We start from the raw sequence: 24,817 nt of genomic DNA on the forward strand, positions 1-24,817 counted from the left end.
ACTCTTCCTGTGCGTTAAAGAAATGATTATTCTCGTCATGGGTGTATCAGGTTCAGGCAAAACCACCATCGGCCAACTGCTAGCCGAGTCCTTACACTGGGAATTCCAAGACGCTGACAGTTTCCACTCGCTAGAAAATATCGAGAAAATGCGCCACGGTATTGCCCTCAACGACTTAGACAGAATGCCGTGGTTATTAGCAATCCAACAAGCCATCGCCCAATGGTTGCAAGCAAATCAAAATGTAGTCTTAGCTTGCTCGGCACTCAAAGCCAGCTATCGCCAATCTTTGGTATTGGATAGCGATCGCATCAAACTAGTTTACCTCAAAGGCTCTTTTGATTTAATTCAAAAGCGACTGCAAGAGCGTCAGAATCATTTTATGACCGAAAAACTCCTCAATAGCCAGTTTGATGTCCTTGAGGAGCCATCAGACGCGATTTTTGTCGATGTTTCAGCTGTGCCAGATGTAATAGTAGAAAACCTGAGAAAGGCTCTGGGAATTTAGACAAGTTGTTGGGAGGATGTTAGAGCCTCTAATTTATAAAGAAACTTTGATAATGATTTGCAATTAATTAGCTATTTCCTGTAGACTTAATTCTCAGATTCATTGCTAAGTTATGTCATTAAGAATGATACCTGCGTCATTTTTGGGAGGTTAGGTTGAGCGATCGCATGGCGTCCAGGCAAGCAAAAATCAACGTATTTATTGGTTTTTGTGACTCAATGCCACTTTTGCGATCGTCAAATTACCCTGCTCAACCAGGGCTAACTCAACCTACCAAATGCAGGTATTTTTCAATTTAGCAAAGTGTTGTCATCAATAAAAACTAATACTTTATTGATGATAGCTGGCAGATGATTATGAGGGTGTGGGTGCAGTAAATGAGATCACAGCAGTTATTGAAAGTCTTATTAGTTACAGGTTCTGTTTGGCTTAGCATTGCGATTAACGCCTTTGCTCAGCAAATATCCAGCAAACAAGCACAAGGTAAATCTGTTGCATTCAAGTTATTCCCCGGCAAATAATTGAAGACCGTCTAGGTGTAATTCCTGGCGCACCTTTTAGTGTTGTGGGCACAGTTTCTGTGCAATTTTAACCTTTTCTATATTGTGCAAAGGAGTATCTATGATGAAATCGAAACAAGTACGCGACCTGACATTTGTCCTACACCGTTACCTCGGCTTAGTCGTAGGACTAGTGTTAATCATCGTCGGCTTGACTGGTAGTTTGCTCGTATTTCAGCACGAAATTGACCAATTTTTAGTCAGTCAGCAGTTCGGAATTGTAACCCCTCAAGGCGAACGCATCTCTGTTGAATCTGCACTAGAAACCGTCAAAACCGCCTACACCAATCAACCAGGCTTTAAACTGTCAAGTATTAACACAATTCCAGACCCCCACCTTCCTTATCGTGTCTGGCTAGAAGCCCCAGGTGATAAATATCTGCAAGTTCTCGTCAATCCTTACACAGGTAAAATCATGGGTTCTCAGCAGTGGGATCAGACTCTAATTGGTTTGACCTTTAAACTGCACTATCAGCTGCTGGCAGGTGATACAGGCACAATCATCGTTGGAATTGCAGCTTTTATGCTGTTGGCTCTTAGTATTACAGGAATTGTGCTGTGGCCTGGTTGGCGAAAGCTAATCTCTGGTTTCAAAATCAAATGGGACGCCCATCCCAAGCGAGTTAACTTTGATATTCATAAAGTCTCAGGTATCATTGCAGCTGTATTCCTCGCCATGATTGCTTTTACAGGTTTTTGTTGGAACTTCTACGAGTTTGCAAAACCTGCTATCCATGTGGCAACTTTCACACCAATTGTCCCTGAACCTGTATCTAAACTAATTCCTAACAAGTCTGCTTTAGGACTAAGCGAGATTTTGCAAAAAGCTGATGCAGCTTTACCAGGTGCAGTCACTACATATATCAGCTGGCCTCAAAAGCCTGAAGAAGTATTCAGAATTGGCAAAAAACAATCACAAGAAACGTCAGAGTACGGTTACAGTCGCATTTATCTCGATCAGTATACAGGTGAAGTTGTGCAACTCCAAAATGGCATGAAGCCAACACGAGCAGAAGCAGTATTAAATTCATTTTCACCGCTGCACTACGGTACTTTTTGGGGATTACCATCCCGTATTCTCTATGTTTTTGTTGGACTGACACCATTAATTCTGTCCGTCACTGGTTTTGTGATGTGGTGGTATCGCTATAAAGGCAAGACTGTTCAACAGCCAAAAATAGAAATGGTTGAGCGTTTAGGTAAAAGTTAAAGCTTTAGTGGCTAGTGGTTCATCGCATTAATCATGATGGAGCTATAAGTTCGTAGTAAGCACTGAAGTGCTTACTGCTAACCAGACAAAATTCCCTTCTTCTTTTGTGTGAGGATACGAGTGAAATTACAGCAATTATTCAGATTTATTCTAGTTACAGGCTATGTTTGGATATTATTTGGCAATTCTGCTCATGGTGAGCAAGTCATATCAACACAGGTGCAGAATGAATCTATAGTTAATATGCGATCGCCTCGCATCAATACTCAAATACTTGGACAACAACCACCCTCATCAGAAGTTGTTCAAGTGACGGGAGTAAAAGCAAATCCCGCTAATCAGGGTGTGGAGATAATTTTAGAAACTACCAAAGGCGAACAGTTACAAATTACTAATCGCAGTGCTGGCAATAGTTTTATTCAATGTGGATTATTTTGAAAGCGCTGTAAGTAGAAACAATGTGTATCCTGGTGAACCATTCACTGTTTTAGGAACTTTTGCTGTGAATTTTTGATAATGCAAATGAAATTAGCACAATATAATTGAGGTATTCGTCCCGGTTCTACTAGCATTGAACCCTCGTAGTTTGGCTAAGGTATTGCTATATTCATGTTTTTGTTAACAAGCACCGTTTTTAGTTAACAAAACCTTGATAGTTTTTAGAATTAAACTAATATCGTAGGTAATAGACCATTTAATTTGGTATTCTAAATCCATACGAACGATATCTTCAAAGTCTTTGATGTATGAGCGACCATTAGTCTGCCATTCGCCAGTAATACCCGGTTTAACATTCAACCTTTTCCAGTGATAGTCTGAGTAATGTAGCACTTCATCAGTAGTCGGAGGGCGGGTACCGACAAGGCTCATTTCCCCTACTAGCACGTTCCAGAACTGAGGCAGTTCGTCTAGGCTGGTGCGGCGGAGAAAATTGCCTACACTAGTTATGCGAGGGTCATTTTCATTCTTGAAGATATGAGGACTTGTAGTTTCATTATTAACTAGATGTTGTAATTTCTCGGCTCCGACTACCATAGAGCGAAATTTCCAAATACGGAATGGATGGCCTTTAAGACCACAGCGAATTTGACTGTAGAATATCGGGCCGGGGTTATCCAAAAAAGTAGCTATGGTAATAGGAATTACTACGATTGCTGTAATTCCCAGTCCGACAATGGCACCCATGATGTCAATTATGCGCTTCACTTTACTTGTCACAGAAGGATGAATTTCTATCACAAAATCAGAGTCATATTCAACATCTGAAATTGGTAGCTGAATGTGTTGAGAAGTAGGTAAATTAGACATGGTAACAGTTTCAATTAGTTAGTTTATATCAGTCAGAGAAAAGCCAATAGTTGAGTAAGTTGTTACATATTAATGAAATTACTTATAGTTTTGAGTTTTAAAACTCATATTTCGTAGATAAGATAAAAAATTCCCTTTTATAATCTTTGTATAGGTTGTGGCTATATCAAGTACCCAAGGCGAACACATCTCAAGTAGAATAATTCTTTAATAACAAAGGTTTCGGCGTTTTATAATTTAGTCTATTTTTTCGTCGAGATCCTTATTCAGCAGTAATTTTAGAAATCCTGTGCGTTCGCCTTGTGCTTATAGTGATGGAACAATATCTTCCCTTGTTGAAAATGAGCGAACTACAGCAGTCTGAGGTACTTCAATAAGAGTCTCTAGACCTGATTTTAGCGACCACTGAGGTTTAAAGTTTAACATTGAAGATGCATTTGAAATATCAGCTTGTGAATGCTGAATGTCTCCTAAACGAGATGGCATAAAATTAGTTGCTAATTGCTGCTGATGAAAACAATTTTTGAGAATATTAACCAACTCAACCACAGAGGTATTTATGCCATTACCTAAGTTACAAATTAAAGAAGAGCCAGATTTCAGAGGAGTAATTAAAGCTTTGTTAAATCCATCTGCCACATCTTTAACATATATAAAGTCTCGTGTTTGAGTGCCATCTCCATAAATATTCAGGGGTAAACCTTGCTGTATGGCATTCACGAAGATAGAAATTACACCAGAGTATTGGGAATCAGGTTGTTGTCTAGGCCCAAATACATTAAATAGGCGTAATCCTATAAATGAAAAACCTAATTGTTTGGCAAACAATCTAGCATATTCTTCGCTCACCAGTTTTTGTAAGCCATAGGGAGAAATGGGGCAAGTTTGTTGATTTTCTGAAATTGGTAGTTGCGTAGGATTGCCATATACAGCTGCCGAACTGGCAAAAACTAATCTGGGAATGTTTAAGGCCTGACAAAGTTGAATTGAAGTAATCGTTGCTGAAAGATTATTATGATGAGCCTTTAGTGGTTGCAGCCAAGATTGGGTAACTGATGGAGTAGCCGCCAAATGGGCAAGTCCATCAATATGCCCAGAAAAATCATTGGGTTGACATCTGGATATATCTTTTATTAGTAGTTTGAGATGAGGATGTTCAGGCAGGTTTTGCAAGCTACCTGTCGATAGGTTATCTACTACAGTGACATAATGACCATCTGACAAAAGCTGTTCTGTCAGATGAGAGCCGATAAAGCCAGCTCCGCCGGTGACAATAAAATGCATAAGTTTGAGATGTGTTTAAAAACAAATATTTTTATCAGGTTTGAAAATGATCTGACGTTCATCTCTGCATTCCTCTGTTTTTTATCAGTAGAAGTAGAGATTAGACCTCTTGCATAAATATTTTTTTTGTTGGGCTACGCCCCGCTTCTCTACGAGACGCTTCGCGAACGCTAACACGCAGAGGCGCAGCGAAAAGTTCTGTTCGCGTAGCGTCTCCGTCAGGAGAAGGAGAGTTTCCCTCCGTAGGAAACTTTTCAAGGCAGAGACGCAGAGAAGAGAATGCAAAGAAGGACTTTTGCAAGAGGTCTATTGTTAAGACCGTAGCTAGTAACGGACGGGAAGAGGCCAAATTTTTTGCCTTATACGATGCAGTTTAGGTTTGATTCGTTCAAAGAAGTATAAGAAGAAGTACAATCTCGGATGCTGATACGGTCGTAATCCTTTCTGTAGAGCCTGCCAAACTTCGCTATCTTTAACATCTTCTTGAGACAAGTAGTCAGCTATCCAGTTTAAGAACGCTAGGTGTGCGGGATTTGTCTTAAAAGGATGGTATTGTCCTGTTTTTTGGGCGATCGCACAACTAGAATCTGTATGCTGTCGATATCTATCCCAATAATCAGGTTCTACAAAAATAGATGCTTTCAGAAACACTTTGGCGAAAAAGGCTTGATCTTCATACATCCCCCGAAAACGCTCTTCAAATCCGCCAATCGTTTCTAAAAACTCGCGTCGGATCAAAACACTACAAGTCGCAGGTGTATGGATTTTCTTTTGCAATAAGAGTGCTAGCAGCTGTGGAGGCTGAAACAGCCGATTGGGTGGAATCCAAAGTTCTCGAATATGGTCACGTTGGCGATCTTCAGGATTTCCTGTCCAACTGTACCAATATTGAGTCGAGCTAGACACTACCGTTGCTTGAGGATGAGATTTCATTGTTGCTAGTTGCTTTTCTAGTTTCTGTGGCAACCAGACATCATCGGCATCTAGAAAAGCAAGATATTCACCTTTGGCGTTGTGGATTCCGAGATTGCGTGTTGCACTCATACCGCGATTTTGATGGTGGTCGTGTTCTATATAGCGTACTTTTTCTGGGTACTTTTTGGCATATTGCAAGGCGATCGCTGTGCTAGAGTCGGTAGAACCGTCGTCTACTAGCAAAAGCTCCCAGTTGTCATAGGTTTGAGCAAATACGCTTTCTATCGCTTCTTCGATAAACTTTTCAGCGTTCAAAAAGATAGTGATACAAGTAATTAACGGCTGATTATTGATCTGTTCAGTCATAGAACTACCTTAAAAGATACTTGATACATTCTTTCCCAATCGAGCTATGCTCTAACAAAGGCTAAATTCTAATACCAATTCGTAATTAAGAAAGTCAGATTGAATCAGGATTTTCACACTTTGAATCTGTTACTAAATGTTAGAGAATTGGTATAATTTTTTAACTTTGAACCTCAACTTGGTTGTTGTCTTCAGTGCAATTAAAGATGGTTAATTTAGATAACGACTGGCAGGGACTAGCACCACTTTCTGTGCTAATTGGGAGATTATGCCAGGGGCAAACAATACATTGATCGCGTAAATAGCCACCTGCTAAATCTGCTCCTTCATGAGGACAATATCTGCTGAAAGCTACTACTTGATTGTTGTCCAGTCGCGCTACACATATCTTTGGCGACACGGGTCTGATTTTACCTATTGGCAACTCTTGAGAGTCAAATGCAAGCTTAATATCTTCAGTAGACTCAACTGGTATGGGCTTGGGAAAATCAGTTGATGTATCATCAAAACCGCAAACAGCATTTGGGGAAATAATATAGTTTTGGTTTTGTTTGGGTAAAATTGTATTAATTTTTTTGAGCATCTGGCGAGATGTATTAACTATCAGTTCAGTACATTTTGCCTTGAAACTATCATTACACTCAGAGTAGATGTAGTCATATCTATAAGGTGAAGATTCGAGAAAATTAGGTTTATCTAGGGTCAATCTCAAACTGATAACGTAGCGAGTTGCATCTGTACTATTAATCTCAGAACTGTGTAAATGCTCTCCATGAAATATCAAAGCATCCCCAGGTTCTAAATGAAAATTCAGCGCTGACTCAAAGTATTGATTATGTGGAATTTTACCTTCTGGTGTACAAGGAAGACGTTTGTTGTGGACTTGAGGGTAAATGTTTAGTCCATTGCCGATGGTAACTGTACCCATTGCAATCCAGATATTGATAGAGTTGGTTGGACATTGATACCAACTATCGTGATGTGGGCCATGCGGTGTAATTTTACCGTTCCAGTAGAATTTGCTAAACTCTTGTTTTCTTTTGACTACAATATCGTAAGGTATATGGAACCTAACGTTTGGTTCTTTTTCAAAGTAGAAAGGTTTTTGTGTCTGAAATACTTCTTTAACTAATGCTTTGGAGAAAGCTGGAGCTAGAGAACGAATAACTTCATAAGTGCGATCGCTAACATCTGATAGTTCGTTCAGGTCGATAATTTTATGAACTGCTTCAAAACCTTGATTTTTAATTCTTGTAGCTTTTTCTTGACCAACGGCTTGCTGGATACCTTCTAAACTAGCCTTTTGCAAACACTCGAAATAACCGATTTTTTGTAAGCATTTGCGTATAATTACCACCTCGCCATGCAGAATGCGTTCAGCAATTTTGTTCGCTGGTATTGATTTTGTCTGTTGGAAACTGATACTTGTTTCTGTCAAATTGAGATTTTGCATATCAACATCCCAAGTCATTCAAGTAATGTAAGTTGTCAATCTGATATAGCAGGGAATTTTGAGCGATCGCATCAAAATATCTAAATCAGTCATAGAACCACTGCAAGAGTCGCTTGGTAAACTCTTGTTTGCTCCAGTTTTGTACTTGAAAGCGAGGAAATTGCAAACAGTCGCTCTCTCGCCAAACGGTATCTGCAACAGTTGAGCAGCTACAGGTAAATCCGGCTTCTTGAACCAGGCGGACTGTCTGGGACGTATAGTTGCCGAATGGATAGGAAAAACTCGTCACTGGCAGATTTAAAAGCTCTTCCAAATAGGCTTTACTACGTTGAATTTCTTCTTGCTGAAAGGCTATGGAGTGAGCAGATAGAAATGGGTGTGTGACCGTGTGTGCGCCGACTTCCACTAGTTCTCCTTGACCAAGAACGCATACTTCTTCAGGGGAAAGGGGACGGTAATTTGAGCGGGTTACTGATTTTTGATTGGCCCAGATGAGTATTTGGTCTAGGGCCTGGAGTTGCTCTGGTTCGCTTAAGGATTGTAACCATTGCCAAACTGAGTAATAGAAAAACAGTCGAGAGCCTGGTTTGCTTTCCCAAGGTTGGATTTTGCGATCACGTTGATAGTCGGCTTCACTGTAATAGACAGCTTCACCTAACTGCCACTGCTGGTTACTACCGTTAAGGCTCAGATCGAGCTGCTGGGGTAAATTTCTAGGTTGTAGTAGTAGCCGTTCTAGTTCATCCCACCAAAATTCCCGTTCCCGTCCCAAGTGACCAGTGGCTATAAAGATTGTTGCTGGAATATTGTATTGCTCTAGCAGAGGTTTAGCATGATAAAGATTATTAGCGTAACCATCGTCAAAAGTGATGACCACTGCCCTGTGAGGAATATTTCCCTGCTGATGTGCTTGGGCTAATTGCTTGAGTCCTAGAGGCTGGTAGTATTTTTGCAAAACTTCTAGATGTTCGGCAAAGTGGTGTGGTGTTACACATAGCGACCAAGGGTCTAAATCTACCTCGGCTACGCGGTGGTACATTAAGATCAATCCCTTGGGCACAAATAGTTTTCGTAATCTGCGAACTGCTCGCTGCAATTTGCTACTCTCAGGCATGGTCATCGTTCTATTGAGGTTTAACAGCTCTAAGTGCGATGGAAACTTGATATTGTGGATCTTGATGATCCAGTTCTTCGGGACGCAGTTCTTGGGCGGCTATCCCTTCCAAAGCAGCCACCGCCGCTAGCACATTTCCAAAAGTCTCAACCTGAATATTTTCTTTGGGAAAAAATTCCTCAAATAGCCTTCGTATCGAGTTATTAGTGAAATTCCAAAGCCAGTAATCGCTCCATTGGACATCTGCAATCTGGATAATTCCTGGAACAGTCACCAGCACGATTCCACCTGGTTTAAGAATCCGGGAAACTGTCTTAATGGCTGCGGGTAAATCGTAAATATATTGCAATGTCTGGTAGAGGATAAAACAGTCAAATGTGTTTGAGGGAATGTGTGGGGCATTGGTAAGATCGCCGATGATAGTTGCCTCTGGGCTGCCTTCTGATATATGTAAGACATCACTTTTAGTGACGCGATCGCTACCAAACTGGCGTGTGTAGGCAGCGTCTCCAATCTCCAGCACATGACCTTGAATATCCTTGGCATGACGAGTCAGAAAGTTTTCACCATAGTAGCGACCAATGGGTTGTCCTCGGTCGAAGCCATAGAGACGGCTGATCGGTGTCAAGCGTCGTAGACTGCCGAAATTTACCATCCCTATACCTAGTAATTGCTTCTTTAAGTGATGGTATATAGGTGCTGGTAAAGTTTGTTTTACTATTGCCTGAATTCGTGTTTTATTCACGAGAAAAACCTCCAATCCTCAATCAAAAAACTTTCTTTGATGCTTTGTGCTTTGATGATACCGACTTACTTCAACAGAGATTTTCCTATGGCATGTATTGCCTTATTTTTTAGAGTTCTAGCTTGATCAACAGCTAGATTTCGGATTGTCAAGAGTGGGGATTCTAACAATGATTTGTCAATCAATTCTTCACGCCATACTCTTGCACTTGTTGTAGTCGCAAGGGATTTGATAAATTCATCACCTACTTGTTCGACCACTTTTATAGCGCGATCGCGGCATTCTCTAGCTTTGGCTCGTGCTGCTTCTGTTTGGCAGTATTCAAAGGCTTTCTCTAACACATCGTCCGTCAAGCTATCCACAGAAAATGTCACATCCCAACCAATAGTTTTGGCCTGACGCATTACCTTAGCTCCCCCAGAAATTCCATCGATAACGATGGGGGGAACTCCATTTTTGATAGCTAACACAGTCCCGTGTAGGCGTGTAGTAACCACAAGATCCATACGGGAAATCAAGGTTTCAACTTCAGCAGCAGTGCGGAGATTTGTGGCATTTGGATCTAGACGAGTATCGATAGGCACTGCTACCATTTCTCGTGAGGCAATGAGTCTCTCAACAGCTGCGTTTGCAACTCGATATTTGTCTTTGTTTTTATATTCATGTTGTGGCTCAACCAAAATGATCCCGACAACAGGTACTTTTGCTTGACCTGAAAGTAAGGAAATATCTGGACGCGAACAAGCAGGGCTATCTCTTTCTAAAATTACATCAAAGGGATTCCAAACATCGAGTGGCTCGAACATTGATAAATCAAGACCAATTAGACGACAGCCTCTAAAGTGCTGCACAAACTCATAAGATAGCTTCATGTACGGAAAAGGCCCGCATACGAATACAACATGTGAATAAGTATTAGGATCAACTGAACGCCAATTCACACCACCCACAAACGGAAAAGCAAGAGCAATGTCATAGTCATGACCAACATCTTGAAGCCATCTACAGGCAACATCTCGAGCCATTAAATCCCCTGCGGTAACATTGCACCCCTCAAAACTAAACCAACCTGCAACAATAATCCTCATTAACTTACCTTCTTAAAATTTGGATGTTTGTGTGTAAATCAACTCAATTACAATTGCATGAGCTTTCATAATTTGGTATCGGTGACTGGAACAAATAAATTTTTATTAAACACATGTCTGATAGCCCAAATACTACCTAAAACTGATGGCACTATATTAGAAATCAGCACGGACACAGCTACCCAAAATATTCCCCACTGCACAGCAATTAACAAAGAAATTGTGAATATTAAAGTGTAAATCAATTGCAAGCCCAGATTAATCCCAACTTTATCTACTGTATTTAGTAAAATATATGTAGGACGGCTTAACGAAAAAGAGAGAGCAGACAGACAAAGCAATACTACCAGTGGAATTGCTGGTATCCACTTTTGTCCAAACACAATTGGCACATAGAACGGTACTAAAATTGCTTGCAAGATAATGACTGGAATAAGAATTGCAGAAGTTTTTTTGAGACTACTAAAAAATCGCTCTTTTAGTAAATTTATATCACCCCGTACTTCACATAGATAAGGCAATAAGGCCGAAACAAATGTTGCTAAAACACTCAGACTAATTCCTAAACCAGCATTGAAAGCAAAATAGTAAAGTCCCAGGATTTCAAGTCCTAGAAATCGTCCAATGATTAAATAGTCTATATTCCAACGCAGTATTCCTAATAATTCAACGCCAAGCAAGGTACCACCAAAATTAGTGATTTCTCGCCAACGTTCAAGTGTGAAGAATTTAGGAGTACGCCAAGAATGATTTATCCGACCAATTACAATCCATACAGGTGTCGTCAGAACCATAGCCCAGACAATAGCCCATATTCCCATACCCCTAGCTGCTAGAAATAGGGTAATTATACTGCTGAGTATTGACTGTACCCCATTACATAATGCCGTTATTTTCAGCCGATTCTCTCGTTCAATTAAAGCAGATTGAACTAGAAAGTTTGGTAAAATCAAATATACTAAAGCAACAGTACAGAGAGGGTAGATTAGCTGTGTATTTTTATAAAAATATGCAATCGGAAAAGCTGCTATACACTGGACAATAAAAACAGATATACACAGAATCCAATTCAACCAGTAAGATGTATTACATATAGTTTCGACATCTCGCTCATCAGCCTGAATAATCTTAGCTCCAATACCACTTCTGAGCGTGAAAATATTAGCAAAGTCAATAGTAGTATAAATAACTGCTAGTAACCCATAATCTTGACGACTAAACAAATGAGCTAGAATAACTGTCGTTCCCAAGCGGAAAATGCGGCTGATTAGTTCTGCTGCTCCTAACCAACTGACATTGCGAATAAATTGACCTGATAATAATTTCTGGAATCTCTCAACAATCATTTGAATTTTCATACTAGAGATTGACATTTTTCTATTTAATTCATCACTCTATAACTCTCCATCGGATTTCATCATTCAATAGCGACTAAACGTCGGCGTAGTGCATGAAATATCATTAATAATCTTTGATAAGACTCAGCTCCCAACCATTGCATCAGAGTAATGGCTAAGGTCAAACGCAGAAATTCCTGGGATAAGCACACCCAAGGATAATTAATCAAGGCTTGACTACGAAAATGTATTGCTTTTTTATAGTCTTTATCTCGACTTTGCAGAGCTTTCCAGGCAAAATGAATATTGGCAAAACTATAGCTGCGTTGTTTTAAATAAAGCAGCTCTGGTGGAGCAGATTTGAAAGCTTTTTCAATGACAATCAAAGCACTTTCCTCTACTGCTTGCCATTTTTTAGAAGCACTTGATGAAACTTGGCGATAGTAAACGAGTGTTTCTTTTACCACTTTAAAAGGGTAGCGAGCAGCAATACGCAACCACATATCCCAATCTTCATGAACGTTATAACGGCTTAAATTCCAATCAAATATACCAACAGTATCAAAGCAAGAACGACGTACCATAGGCACGCTACCACACTCAACAATATTATGTTCTACCAGCTGTTGCCAAACATCGCCTTCTGCGTGATGTTTGAACACTCTGCCCGTAGATGCGCCTTTTTCATCGATATAGGCAACCCAAGTGTATACAAGGCCAATTTCTGGGTGCTTTTCTAAAGCACTCACTTGTTGTTCTAGTTTTGTTGGTTCCCAAATATCATCAGCATCGAGGAATGCTATGTATTCACCTTGAGCGTTGGTAATTCCAGCATTTCTTGCTGCTGCTAATCCTTTATTTTCTTGAGAAATAATTTTTACTCTTGCATCTGTTGTTTGAGAAATATAATCTTCAATCCCATCAGAGCTACCATCATTAACAATGATGATTTCAAAATCACTAAATGTCTGAGTAGTCACACTTGTTAGAGTTTCTGGAAGATATTTCATTGCATTGTAAGCCGGAATAATTACAGATACTTTAGCCATCATATTTAGCTCTTGTGGATGTTGCTGTTAAACACAAAAATTTTACGAATTAGCACTACTAACTAATTGCGTTTTATATTCGGGTGAACCTTCTTGAAAAGCAGAACCTAAGATGATTAACCCAGGGTAATAAAGATAAGCAAAAAACTCTACATTATCAGCAAAAGAAGATATAAATATAATTAATAATATGCTTAATCCAACTTTTGCAGTTTCAGAGGTTTGAGCTTTGATTAACAAATCAATAAAACTCCATAAGAAAGCAACTGCTAAAGCAAAGCAGCCAACTAATCCATGAGTAAACAAAATACCAATCCAGGTATGGTGAGAGCCAAGTGGTATTTTTGCTGCAATGAATGGCCCATATTTTTGTCTGACACCATGTCCCAATATGGGAGCTTCGTTCCACCAACTATTTAAGGACAAACGATATATGGTAGCCCGAATCTCTGAAGAACCAGAACGAGCTCGATCAAAGCTATCTTTAAAAGCTTGGAACCAATTAATTAATGTTGGTGCAAATATCCCGATTAAAAAACTCACAAATCCTGTAGTTAACTGTACCCAAGGACGGATAACATTCGTTAAAAACCAGACTGTAAATAGAACCAACGGCAGGCATAATGTCGCTGTTCTAGAACGCGATAAGATAATCATTAATATACTACTAAAGATACCAATATATCGCCATTTTTTGTCAGATTCTTGCATAGCACAATAGAAATAAATATTACATAATGAGGCGAAAATAGTAGGCCAAACACCAAACAAAGTTAATCTTTCGTGTATGATGTTATTAAAAATGGCTACTTCATAAGGTTTAGGACCAGAGCCAAAAATTTGTAGTGGAGAAGTATAAATTATATTAGGAAAATGCAAGCTCAGGTAAAGAGTACCAATCAGTGTTATGATTACGCTTTGTAAGCAAAGATAACAAATAGCTCGATAAATTAATTTCGGTCGAATTTTGAGGTGGCTAATTAAAGGAAATAAAGCCAATAGCCCCCATGTTTTGTACCAGAGAACTGACGCAGCAATAATTTCAAAAATTCTTAAATTTGAGTTTACAGTCACAACAACTAATGCAATTTCTATGACTAGAATTGCAATCAACCAAACCCAAGCTGATAAAGAAATAATAATTTTTTCATTGCTCGGAGTGGACTCTGTTTGATTCCACCATTTTTTCAATAAATAAACTACTAAAACAGTTGCAAGAATTGGTGCGAACACAAACTGTGCGCCTAAAAGATAAATTGGGTAAGTAAGGATAATGTAATACCAAATTAAAGTTTCTGGAATATTTTGTGGTTTAATTGCGATGCTGCTCATTTTGAGTGCTGCATCCTAAATGCAGAGTGTTATGGCGCTTCAAGTGCTAATGATGTATGGCTTTGATGGATAAATCTGTTTAACTTGGAGGATGTACCTCATCTGGGCGAGAACTGTTATGTCCAACATTTGATATAGAAGTAAGCTCGCTGATAGATTTGATCGGAGGTATTTTATTGTTGGTATCTTGAATTCGCTCAAGTTTTTTACGTTCGTACTCCCATAACGTTCTTGTTCCTGTTGTCAATAATATGGAGCAAACAACGCTACCTAAAAGTACAAATAGAGGTTTAGGATTACTCGGTTCTTTTGGTAAGCTAGGGTTTGTGACGGTTGAAATTTCTGGATAAGAGGTAGAAATATCTGACTTTTTCAGATTCAGTTTAGTTACATTCGAGGTCAAAATTGCTTCTGCAACTTTGACCTCACGATTGAGACTGTCTAGCTTTGACTCTTGCTGAGATAGAAAATTCAACCTCAATTCTAGTTGAGTAATCTGTTGATTTAACTCTTGAACTTGGGCTTCAATTCCTTGTTGTTGTTCTTGAAGTGAAATTAATTCTTGGAATAGATTTGCTCGTTGTGAGGATGAGTTAGATGAACCACCGCCACGAACAATCAATTTTTCCAAGCTGGCAATTGATACCGTTCGCCCCATAAGCAATTTACCTTGCTGGAGAAGTGCTGCGCTTGCAGCATTTTTCTCTTGCTGTTTGTTAATCAGTGTGGGATGAGATGGTAAATATTTAGCGCTCAAACTTGCCAAAGTAGCACTAGCTTGGCTGTAATTAGCTAAGTATTCCTGAAACACGCGATCTGATTGCAGTGCTAAAGCATCGGCTGCTTGTTGACCAGATAAGCTTAAACTAGCTGAGAGTTGTTTAAATCTTGCATTTATTTGCTTGAGTTGAGCGGTAGTTTCAGCTCGCTGTCGGCGCAATCCTTCAACATTAATTGATAGATCTCGTAGTTGTTCAGTAGAAGTCAAACCGGAATTGGCTTTGTAATCATAGAGAGCTTGTTTAGCGATTTGTAATTTTTGCTTATCGGATTTGAGGGCAATTTGTAAGTTACTGTCTTGTTGATCAATTTCTTGGAGTCTGAGTTTGTGTAATGTTGCTTGAAAAGCATTCATCAAGGCTAAAGCCTTTTGCTGAGACTGTATTGGGTGATCTCCTTTAATTTCAAACCTCATCAGGGTGGTGTTGTCGATAATTTTGATTTGTGGCTTGCCGAAACGGTTAACAGGTATCTTGAGTTGATTAGCTGCGGTTTCTAAAATATCATCACTCTCAGCTAAGAGTTTGTAGTTTTCCCTAGGGTCTGCAAAATTTTTGTAAGGAGAATCATTCCAAGAAGAAGCTTGCCCAATATCAGGCACATTGACATTTGTGCTAGATCCAGCTGCTGGCAGATTAAGCAACCACTTGCTTGTATAACTGGTAGGTCTTAATAGCAAATAAAGCACAGTAGCACTCCAGATTGTGGCATTCATTACTAGCCAAAGAAGTAAAAAATGCTTCCAGCGTTTTGACACAGGGGTTGAATTAACAGAAGGATTAGCAGCTCTAAACTTAAACATTTAACTTGCTTCGTAACTTCTTGAGTGGTTTATCCCAGAATACAAACCTATTGATCTGATGTTGTCGGATGAGCAGAAGCTAGAGCTGAATTGACAACAACAGGACTAGAACTTTTTGAGGGAAGAAATTCTAGTAATACCACTGCTCATAGGTGTAGATGCCTCGATAGATGTAAACGAGTTTAAGAGTGTTGCATATAGCTGCAAATTGTCGGCAGTAATTTTTTCCCAGCTATGGTTTATCTGTATATACTCTTGGGCCTCTTTCGCCATCGCTGCTAGTTTCTGTGGGTGATTCACTGCCCAGTTCAAATAATTAATACAAGAATCTAGATTGCCAGCCGAAAATAGTACACCACGTCCCTCATCCAGTAGTTGTTGGTGTGGTGGTATATCACTTGCCATAACTGGGACACCTTCTTGCATGGCCTCCAGCATTGCCAGGGGTAATCCTTCTACGTCAGATGGTAAGACAAACAACCCTGCACCTCTGACAATCTCTGCTAAACGCGCTCCTCGAAGTTCACCTGCAAACACTATTTCTGGATTTTTGCTAATAGTGTCTAATAGTTGTGATACGTATGACCTCGTATCACTAACTCCGCCAACTAGAACCAGTTTCCATCCTGCGGGTTTTAACTTACAGAAAGCTTCAAGTAGTAATTCAGGGCGCTTTTCTGGTACAAGTCTGCCTAAAAATAGAATATAGCGTCCTTGGGTTAAATTCAGAGCTTTACCATAGCTAAAACTAGGGTCTGACTCAACATAAGTAGCAGCAGCATTCGGGATATAGACTGTTCGTCTATCGTAGGTGTGCAAAAAGTAAGATTGTAGTTCTTTGGAGACTACTACGATTTCGTCGGCAAAGCGCACGGCTGCTTGCTCTCCCATGCGAATCAGACGACTAGAAAGATTACCCCACTTGGCGCGTTGCCAGTCTAATCCTTGACAGGTAACTACAATCTTTGCAGAGGTAGTCAGTTTGGATAAATAGGTAAACAGAGATGGCCCCAAGGCATGAAAATGAATGATATCGTACTGGTTTATTGAAGCAGCGATCGCACCAAAGGCAGAGGTAATCATAGCATCTACCCCTCTAAAAGAAACACTAGGCAAGGTGATAACTCGGACACCCTGAAAGTCATAGTTTTCCAACCAGCGACAATTTGTGTAAGAAGACCGAGCAAATAAATCAACACTGTGCCCTTGCGCTACCATTTGGGGATACACTTCTGCACAGTAATGCTCAATGCCTCCCTGTTTAGGTGGTAAGCCTTTGACACCAATAACAGCAATCTTCATGAATCTTTTACCTACCAAATAGATAGCAACCTCAATCAATCTCTTTTTGGTGTTGCATAAATTTGGGATGAGTTATACCAATTCGTGATTCGTAATTAAGAAAGTCAGATTTCATCAGGGCTTTTAGGTTTGAATCTGTTGACGAATTTCAGAAAATTGGTGTTAGTTTGTTTTATGGAATAAGAGCAGTTTGCTGAGCGCTCAGAACCCCAGACAATCTCGCCTATTCCTTGATTTTCGAGAGTGGTATCCTACTCATCCCACGAGAATCATCTTTGTGTTATGCAACACCCTTTTTTAGTTTCATTGCCGAGAGAGTCCGTGATTCCCAGCGATTTAGCATTTCGCCATAGACACTGCTAATTACAGTACGTGCGGCGTAAGGACTTACAGTTCGCACACAAGACTCACTAGGATAATTTTCTGGATGTAATAATACCTGACGTAAGCCATCTGCTATGCACTCAGGAGTACGTTGTTTGCAAATAACCCCACTATCGGCAAAGAGCAATTGTGCTGTATCACCAGAGTCAGTTGTTACTATCGGTGTTCCACAAGCCAGTGCCTCCAACACAACAAAAGGTAAACCTTCAAAAGCACTTGTTAGCACTAGAACGCTGCAAATACGATGCAAATGTGCAAGCTCTTCTTGCTTGAGTACTCCCAGCATTGTTACTCGCTTGGACAACCCAAGTTGCTCAATCTCAGAATTTATTTGATTTGCTAACTCGCCATCACCTGCTATCAGTAGGTGAATATTTGGCTTATTCAAAGCTGCAAATGAACGTATGAGTAATAGAGGATCTTTCTGGGGATGCAGACGACCAGCGAACAGAACAAAACGTGTATCTGCTGCCAAACCAATTTTTGTAGCTAGTTGCTGTCTTAGAGCATCTCGTTCTTGTCGAGGCAATGGATAAAAAATCTCTTCATCAAAGGTGTTTTTTAAATAAGCAATACGCTCTCGCACGCTAGGATAACGCTGTTGATAAAGTTCTAATGAATTGGTATTGCAGGATAAGATTTGATGAAACTGTTTAACTAATAAACTTTCGAGAGCAAAATACCCTGCTGGAAATCTTCGCCAAAGAATTGCATTGTTATCATCTTTGGCTGCCATTTGCCTCTGGATATCGTTCTGAATAAAGAGTGTTTTTTCACCCTGCCAATTGAAAGTTGCTAAGGTTGGTTCTAACCTATAAAAATGCATGAAATCTGAGGCAAAGCAACGCCCTAGAAGAGCGGTTGTATATCTAACCGTAGTTGGTACCAGATGCCGGATATTATCATTTTCTAAGGTAAATAATGGCAGAAAACTAAGTTCTCTACCAGCAAATTCTGTTTCTTGCCACTTGAGAACCTGCTGATATCTATCGTTTCCTGTTCCTACAAGTCGCACTACGAATTCTTTTGGAGCATACTTGATAAAAAGACCTATCAGCGTTTGAATGCCGCCAATAGTAGTATGCCAAGGATTGAACTGGTAGAAAATCGTTAGTATGGGTTTACGCATTTCGTCAAATAATCGGTTAAAAAAGATATTACAAACAGATGCTCAGCCTCCAAGCGGAATATATTATTAAATAAAACGTTACTTTTTTTGTGACTAAGCCTGTTGTAGCTAGAAAATCAAAAAACAATTCATAAAGTTAATGTCATTAAAGTTTATTAACTTACAGAAAGCTTTTTATTTTTGATTTGTTGATTACTAAACTTACACATTCTGGAGTCTACAATGAACAACACTCTTTTGACAATAACTGAATATAAAGGTTGGATTAAAAATTTCTTATGGCTGTATAAAATTAGATTTTTTGTTAGTTAAAGTATGACCAATTATCTATTGACAATTAACACTAAATGTGAGATTTAAATTGCAGGCTTTTAAGCTTTATATGCGATTTTTTTAAGCGATCGCTACTGATAAAGCTACAATTTAAAATTGCTAAAGAGCTTACAAATTCATGTTATTTCTACTTTTTACTTATTTCTGACATCCGCTTCAAATCCACGCCAGTTGCTTTCCGACGCAAGGCGACACACCATACCCTCAACGGAGGAACCCTCGCATAGCGGTGGCTCAGGAAAGCACTGGCTCTCTAATTTAAATTAGGGGGATTTTCTTTTTACTTTTTAAAACACTGTTTGCTCTTGGCTCTCTTGTTCTGTGAGTTTTTCTAGCTCATCTAAAAGCTGAGATATTCGCTCTGTTTTGTGAATATCACTCCAAAGTTTCTTTTGGCGTAAATGTTTACTAATTCTCACAAACCGCTCAATCAAAATCCTTTCTGGCTTGACTTCTATTTCAGATTTGAGTTCCTTAACTTTAGCTTTGATTTCGCTGAGAGTTAAGTTTTCAACAATTGCTATTTTCAGCAGTTCAGACCGCTGTTGCTCTGATTTGAGTCTGGCAATCACTTGAGCTTTAGTGTACTCAATCTCACCACGCCGTATTGCAGACAGAGTGTCATCAGGTAGATTCAGTAAAGGAAGTCGGCTAGAGCGGAAAGTTCCAGCATTAAAACGCCCTAGTTCTGATAATACCGATTCAATCTTCTCAATTTGAATCAGAACATTCTGATTCAATTCTTGACCTCTTTGTTTCGTATTGAAAGACTGGTGCAAGATAGACACGACTTCACTAGTATCTATTTCCAGAGATAAAGCTAGCAAATCTAACACTGCCTCTGTTTCTTCAACCGGATTCAGGTCTTCCCTTTGTAGATTCTCTATCAGTGCTACTTGGAGAGCTTGTTTTTTATCTAAATTATGAGAAACAATAGGGATTTCTACTAACCCCGCCTCACGCGCTGCCCGTAATCGTCGCTCACCAGCAACCAGTTCGTACTCTCCATTTGGAAGTGGACGAACCAGCACTGGTTCCAAAAGCCCATACTCGCTGATTGATTTTACTAGTTGAGCCAGCTTATGTGGGTCTAAGTAGCGACGTGGTTGTTTAAGAGGTAATCTAATCTGATCGATTGGAAGTGTAGTAGTACATTGACTATGAAAATGATTGAGATGAGCATCAAGCACATTTAGTTTTGGTGCTACCCAATTAGTTTGTCTTGGCAGCATTGGATTTTCTCCAGGTTCTAGCAATGGATTTAAGTAGTTGCACAACTGGGAATCTATGAGCATAAAGTTTCAAAGGCTGTCTCGCCTACAAAAGGTGTATTGTAAGATGCACTATTTACCTTAGTGTCTATGAGCATAAAGTTTTAAAAGTTGTCTCGCCTGCCATAGAAGCTTGTAGTTGATGAGTAATTTTTAGTATTCGTATTGACAACAAAATTACTTTGGTAGTGTCTGCGTCTGTGAAGCTATTTCACATTCAAATTGCATAATTTAGGGCGAGCAATTGGATATGCAAACTAGATATGGAACAGCTTACTCCCTTGTTCACTTATAGCCATCACTCATTTAAGTTAATCCAAGTTTGTAAGGCATAAAAACATGCTGAATTACAGAGCATATATTTGAGTTAAGAGTCTTTCAAGAAACATGGTGTAGGGATGTAATGGTGCAAGGATGTAGGGGAAGAAAAAGTGTTTATTTCATTCGTAGCGGGTGGCAGCGCTACACCATTTGCACCACTCTGTACAGTTTTTCGAAATGTACTATTTTTGCCATCAATGTATAATACGGATTTAAAAATGATTAGGTTAGATGTTTACTACAAGGGAATTAGTAAAACCTGATTCTGAACTCTATCCGAATCTAATCGAGTTTAATTCTTTATTTACACATAAGAAGATTACATCTTTCTTTAGATATAAATATCATTAAATTACATAAATTCATAGTTACTTGATGAATATTTAGCAGCTGTTATATTAATATATAGTTAAAATCAAGCTAATAATACTATGTCCAGCAAATAACTTGTTCGATGTCATTGCAAGTGCAATGCAGTGGAACCAACTGGCAACAGCATCGCACCCATAGAGGCGATCGGATCGCCTAAAATAGTTACATCCAATCCTTGGGGATCAGCAGCGTGAACCTAATTTGATGGGTGCGTCCGGTGAGTGGCACAAACTCTACACGAGTATAATTTCCTTCCCTGCCGATGACCCGGAATCTTGTTAAGCTGGGTTTACCGCGTTGCCAATCGACTTGTTGATAAGTGGTGGCAAACTGCAAACATAAAAGTCCAAAACTGCAATCAAGGTAATTTTGAAACCACATTAATCTGCAACTAGAGGTAGTCTTAAAATCACAATAATTGCGGCCCAAACCACAATCTTCTGCAACGAAACTGCTTTCCAAGCGTTCTGAAACCACAATAGGGTCGAAGTAAAGTGTAAATAACTTGCATCAACGGCATTCTCGACTCATCATCAACTGCCCGTTATCCAGTCGATACACCCCTTGCGGTTCTACAATCGGATCGCCCTTTTTCCAAGCATTTGCTACACTATCGTTACTGACATTTTGCACATCACCCGTAGGATAACTAGAAGCCACAGCCTCACCGGGACGACTGGGTAAACCGCCAGTACCTGTAATTATAAAAGTACTTTCTTGCTTAGGACTACGGACGATACAACTATTAGCAATTAGTGCGTTGGTATTTATGAGGTTATCGGGTAGTTCCGTCAGGCTATTTTGAATGGAATTATTATCAGGTAAGTTGATAATTGTTACACCCTGAACGCCTAACTCTGAACTAGAAGTGATATCACTTTTGGGGGTTGGTTGTGAGCGCAACTCAATACCAAAAATACCTTGTGTATTAATTTGAATATTACCGCCTTTGCCAGTAAAAGCATTAGCAGTAATATCGCTGTTTTCTTCCGGTATGGCGACGATAAATCCAGCGTTAATATTAATATTCCCACCATCGCCACCTTGTTGTTCAGTACCAGCATTAGTGGAAATTAAAGCATTGTGACGTAGTAGAAGTAAGTCACTTACTTGTAGATTGATATTTCCACCATTACCAAATACAGATTCAGCTATAAATCGTCCTTGATTATCTAAGGTGACTTTGGGTGAGTTAACTTCGATATCGCCTGCACTACCTAAACCATCAGACCTGACAAACAAGCCACTAGCAGCATCAACGTTAGCAACTGCTGTACCAAATTGTGCAACCCGGTCATTGAAGGTTGTATCACTGCCATTAATAATCACTTTTTCGGTAGCATTGACTGTTATTTTACCTGCACGTCCGCTACCAGAAGTATTAGTAATCAGTTGACCGCCATTGAAAAGCTCAAAAAAACTAGCATTAACTGTAATATTGCCACCATTTTGATTATTATTCGTTCCTGCATCTAATACAGCAGTGTCTGATAATTTGAACAACTTAGTATTAACACTGACATTACCACCCTTGCCTGTGGAATTAATATCCGTAAATGTAAATAATGCACTAGAACGTCCGCTGATTGAATTATTACCAGAAAGATTGATAGAATTAGCGGCGTTAATTTCAATATCGCCTGCATCCCCAACTCCAAAAGTGCTGGCAAGTAGTTGAGCGCCGTTGGTCATAGAAAGCTCACCAGTAGTAATTTGTATATCTCCACCCTTGCCTTTACCATTTCCTTCCACACTGCTCAAAGCTGTACTATCTAAGCCATCGAACAAAACTCGTTGTTTAGCATTGATAATCAAATTACCTGCATCCCCAACTCCAAAGGTGCTGGTAAGTAGTTGAGCGCTATTGGTAACAGAAAGCTCACCAGTTGTAATCTGGATGTCTCCACCCTTTCTTGTATTATTTATTTCCAAGGTGTTAAAATTTGCTGCATTCACACCGCTATTGACACCGTCGAACAAGACTCGTTGTTTAGCATCGATAATCAAATTACCTGCATCCCCATCTCCACGGGTACTAGTAATCAGCTGTCCGCCATTAGTAACTAAAAATTCTTCTGTGATAATGTGGATATCCCCACCTTTTCCTTGACCATTTTGTTCTACGCTGCTGAAAGCTGTACTATTACCATCAAATAAGATGCGCTGTTTGGCATCGATAATTAAGTTACCTCCATCCCCTTGTCCACGTGTACCAACACTTAGTTGGGCATAGTTAACCAAAAATAATTCTGTAGTGTTAATGCGGAGATATCCGCTTTTTCCTTTGCCAGTGCGTTCTACAGTATTAAAAGCTCCACTATCGATGCCATCAAACAAAACTCTTTGTTTGGCATCGATAGTCACATCACCTGTATCACCAACTCCAAAAGTAGCAGCAGCTAATAGAGCGCCGTTGGTAACAGAAAATTCATCAGTAGTGATTTGGATGTTCCCGCCTTTTCCTTTACCAGTCTCTTCTACATAGTTTACAACTCCACTATTGAAGCCATCAAATAAGACGCGCTGTTTAGCATCGATAGTCACATTACCTGCATCCCCAACTCCAAAAGTAATGACGGCTAATTCAGCGCCATTAGTCATAGAAAGTTCATCAGTAATAATTTTGATACTTCCACCTTTGCCTTGACCGGTTTCTTCTACATAGCTGAAAGCTGCGCTATCAAAGCCATCAAATAAGACACTTTGTTTAGCATCAATAACTATGTTCCCTGCATCCCCACGTCCAAACGTGTCGGTAGTCAGTCTAGCGCCATCAGTAACAAAGAGTTCTCCAGTTGTAATGTTGATATTGCCACCGTTACCTATAGCATCACTATTCACGCGGTTGATAATTCTTGAACGCTCAATGTTGATTGCTGAGGTTGCATTAAGTGTAATATTTCCTGCTTGACTTTTAGTGTTACCTAATTCGCTACCAATCCCAGCTAATAACTGACTTCCTTCTAAAATATCTATATTCCTGGCGTTGATGGCAATACTACCTTCATTATTAGCAGTAGTATTTAAAATGCTGCCATTGGTAAGTGATACGTCAGACCTGGCTAAATTCTCAGGAAATTTTAAGTTAAAAATATTGCCGTTGCTAGTCAATTCTACTGTTCCCGGTTCTACCACCCCGCCTAACTCAATTCGTCCACCAGGAGCTAGTAAAACCCCACCATCCAAATGTACATTGTTACCAACTAACAAAAGACTTTTACCTGGTGGAACATTTAAACCAACAGTCGAACGGTTAATTATCTTTGCTTGATTAGCGATCGCATTATATAAAAGTGCCGATGGATTAACTGCAAGTAAATTGTTAGATGCTGGTTGGGTTGCACTAAAAAATCCTGCTTCTCCAAGTTTGATAGCGTTAGCCGTCGTGGCAACAAACGATCCTCCCACATCCAAACTGGCATTTTCGCCAAAAATAATGCCATTAGGATTAATTAAATATAAATTGGGTTGTGATTGACCAAATGTACCGAGTGTCCCCAAAATCTCGGAAGGGTTATTACCTGTGACTCGTGCTAAAACATTTTGAATATTTGCATTAGAAATTGAGAAATATGCTGCTCTTTCAGCATCAACATTAAATTCTGCAAAACTATGAAAGAGATTAATGCCGCGAGTAGCACCACCTGTAATTACTTCAATCGGTAAACTATTAAAATTTGTGATAACTTGAGAAGATTCGCTACCTAATGTGTTGTCTTGTACGATATGACTCTGAGCAAGAACTTCCAGAGTTAAAATGTTTACTTCTAATCCTCCTAGAAAACTAGAAAATACTAACTGCAAGCATTTACTCAACCAGTATCTGATCGTCATAAAATTGAGTGTTGTTTATG

At 39.5% G+C, this 24,817-nt stretch carries 19 protein-coding genes and 1 pseudogene; 4 read left to right on the forward strand and 16 right to left on the reverse strand.

From position 1 onward, the window contains the following. Positions 1-22 precede the first annotated feature (22 nt). The 4 genes from AC5JMF_RS01395 to AC5JMF_RS01410 all read left to right on the forward strand — a co-directional run bounded on the left by AC5JMF_RS01395 (position 23) and on the right by AC5JMF_RS01410 (position 2,716). Complete coding sequence (locus AC5JMF_RS01395; protein WP_495793930.1) at positions 23-508, forward strand: gluconokinase; 486 nt, start codon at positions 23-25, stop codon at positions 506-508. A 377-nt stretch (positions 509-885) separates the two neighbouring features. Further along, a complete protein-coding gene (locus AC5JMF_RS01400; protein WP_495793931.1) occupies positions 886-1,029 on the forward strand; it encodes a hypothetical protein in 144 nt (47 codons plus the stop codon). 100 nt (positions 1,030-1,129) lie between these two features. Beyond that, positions 1,130-2,278, forward strand: a complete 1,149-nt coding sequence (locus AC5JMF_RS01405; protein WP_495793932.1) for a PepSY-associated TM helix domain-containing protein — start codon at positions 1,130-1,132, stop codon at positions 2,276-2,278. A gap of 120 nt (positions 2,279-2,398) precedes the next feature. After that, complete coding sequence (locus AC5JMF_RS01410; protein ID WP_495793965.1) at positions 2,399-2,716, forward strand: hypothetical protein; 318 nt, start codon at positions 2,399-2,401, stop codon at positions 2,714-2,716. A gap of 180 nt (positions 2,717-2,896) precedes the next feature. Here AC5JMF_RS01410 and AC5JMF_RS01415 read toward each other — a convergent pair whose 3' ends face one another. The 16 genes and pseudogenes from AC5JMF_RS01415 to AC5JMF_RS01490 all read right to left on the reverse strand — a co-directional run bounded on the left by AC5JMF_RS01415 (position 2,897) and on the right by AC5JMF_RS01490 (position 24,797). Next, positions 2,897-3,586, reverse strand: a complete 690-nt coding sequence (locus AC5JMF_RS01415) for a sugar transferase (RefSeq protein ID WP_495793933.1) — start codon at positions 3,584-3,586, stop codon at positions 2,897-2,899. A gap of 306 nt (positions 3,587-3,892) precedes the next feature. Continuing rightward, entirely contained in the window at positions 3,893-4,870 is a 978-nt protein-coding gene (locus AC5JMF_RS01420; protein WP_495793934.1) for an NAD-dependent epimerase/dehydratase family protein, read from the reverse strand. A gap of 324 nt (positions 4,871-5,194) precedes the next feature. Further along, entirely contained in the window at positions 5,195-6,151 is a 957-nt protein-coding gene (locus tag AC5JMF_RS01425) for a glycosyltransferase (RefSeq protein WP_495793935.1), read from the reverse strand. 160 nt (positions 6,152-6,311) lie between these two features. After that, on the reverse strand, positions 6,312-7,604 hold the full coding sequence (locus AC5JMF_RS01430) for a Rieske 2Fe-2S domain-containing protein (RefSeq protein WP_495793936.1): 1,293 nt from the start codon (positions 7,602-7,604) through the stop codon (positions 6,312-6,314). A gap of 85 nt (positions 7,605-7,689) precedes the next feature. Beyond that, positions 7,690-8,724 (reverse strand): polysaccharide deacetylase family protein, encoded by a 1,035-nt coding sequence (locus AC5JMF_RS01435; RefSeq protein ID WP_495793937.1) that lies wholly within the window; start codon positions 8,722-8,724, stop codon positions 7,690-7,692. A 4-nt stretch (positions 8,725-8,728) separates the two neighbouring features. Next, on the reverse strand, positions 8,729-9,463 hold the full coding sequence (locus AC5JMF_RS01440) for a methyltransferase domain-containing protein (protein ID WP_495793938.1): 735 nt from the start codon (positions 9,461-9,463) through the stop codon (positions 8,729-8,731). A gap of 65 nt (positions 9,464-9,528) precedes the next feature. Further along, positions 9,529-10,551 carry a polysaccharide pyruvyl transferase family protein gene (locus AC5JMF_RS01445; protein ID WP_495793939.1) on the reverse strand — a complete coding sequence of 341 codons (1,023 nt, stop codon included), beginning with the start codon at positions 10,549-10,551 and terminating at the stop codon, positions 9,529-9,531. Positions 10,552-10,616: 65 nt separating this feature from the next. Beyond that, the gene (locus tag AC5JMF_RS01450; protein ID WP_495793940.1) at positions 10,617-11,924 is read right to left on the reverse strand and encodes a lipopolysaccharide biosynthesis protein; all 1,308 of its coding nucleotides are present in this window, start codon (positions 11,922-11,924) and stop codon (positions 10,617-10,619) included. 44 nt (positions 11,925-11,968) lie between these two features. Continuing rightward, positions 11,969-12,937, reverse strand: a complete 969-nt coding sequence (locus AC5JMF_RS01455) for a glycosyltransferase family 2 protein (protein WP_495793964.1) — start codon at positions 12,935-12,937, stop codon at positions 11,969-11,971. Between the two features lie 42 nt (positions 12,938-12,979). Continuing rightward, positions 12,980-14,269: an O-antigen ligase family protein gene (locus AC5JMF_RS01460; RefSeq protein ID WP_495793941.1), complete on the reverse strand. Its 1,290-nt coding sequence runs from the start codon at positions 14,267-14,269 to the stop codon at positions 12,980-12,982. Between the two features lie 79 nt (positions 14,270-14,348). Then, on the reverse strand, positions 14,349-15,851 hold the full coding sequence (locus AC5JMF_RS01465) for a GumC family protein (RefSeq protein ID WP_495793942.1): 1,503 nt from the start codon (positions 15,849-15,851) through the stop codon (positions 14,349-14,351). 105 nt (positions 15,852-15,956) lie between these two features. Beyond that, on the reverse strand, positions 15,957-17,153 hold the full coding sequence (locus tag AC5JMF_RS01470) for a glycosyltransferase family 4 protein (RefSeq protein WP_495793943.1): 1,197 nt from the start codon (positions 17,151-17,153) through the stop codon (positions 15,957-15,959). 280 nt (positions 17,154-17,433) lie between these two features. Further along, on the reverse strand, positions 17,434-18,666 hold the full coding sequence (locus AC5JMF_RS01475) for a glycosyltransferase (RefSeq protein WP_495793944.1): 1,233 nt from the start codon (positions 18,664-18,666) through the stop codon (positions 17,434-17,436). A gap of 620 nt (positions 18,667-19,286) precedes the next feature. Continuing rightward, positions 19,287-20,231: a ParB/RepB/Spo0J family partition protein gene (locus AC5JMF_RS01480; RefSeq protein WP_495793945.1), complete on the reverse strand. Its 945-nt coding sequence runs from the start codon at positions 20,229-20,231 to the stop codon at positions 19,287-19,289. Positions 20,232-20,989: 758 nt separating this feature from the next. Next, positions 20,990-21,281: pseudogene (locus tag AC5JMF_RS01485) on the reverse strand (pseudouridine synthase); the annotation flags it as partial. A 192-nt stretch (positions 21,282-21,473) separates the two neighbouring features. Continuing rightward, complete coding sequence (locus AC5JMF_RS01490) at positions 21,474-24,797, reverse strand: two-partner secretion domain-containing protein (protein WP_495793946.1); 3,324 nt, start codon at positions 24,795-24,797, stop codon at positions 21,474-21,476. Positions 24,798-24,817 lie beyond the last annotated feature (20 nt).

The sequence above is a fragment of the Desmonostoc vinosum genome (genome assembly GCF_059505385.1).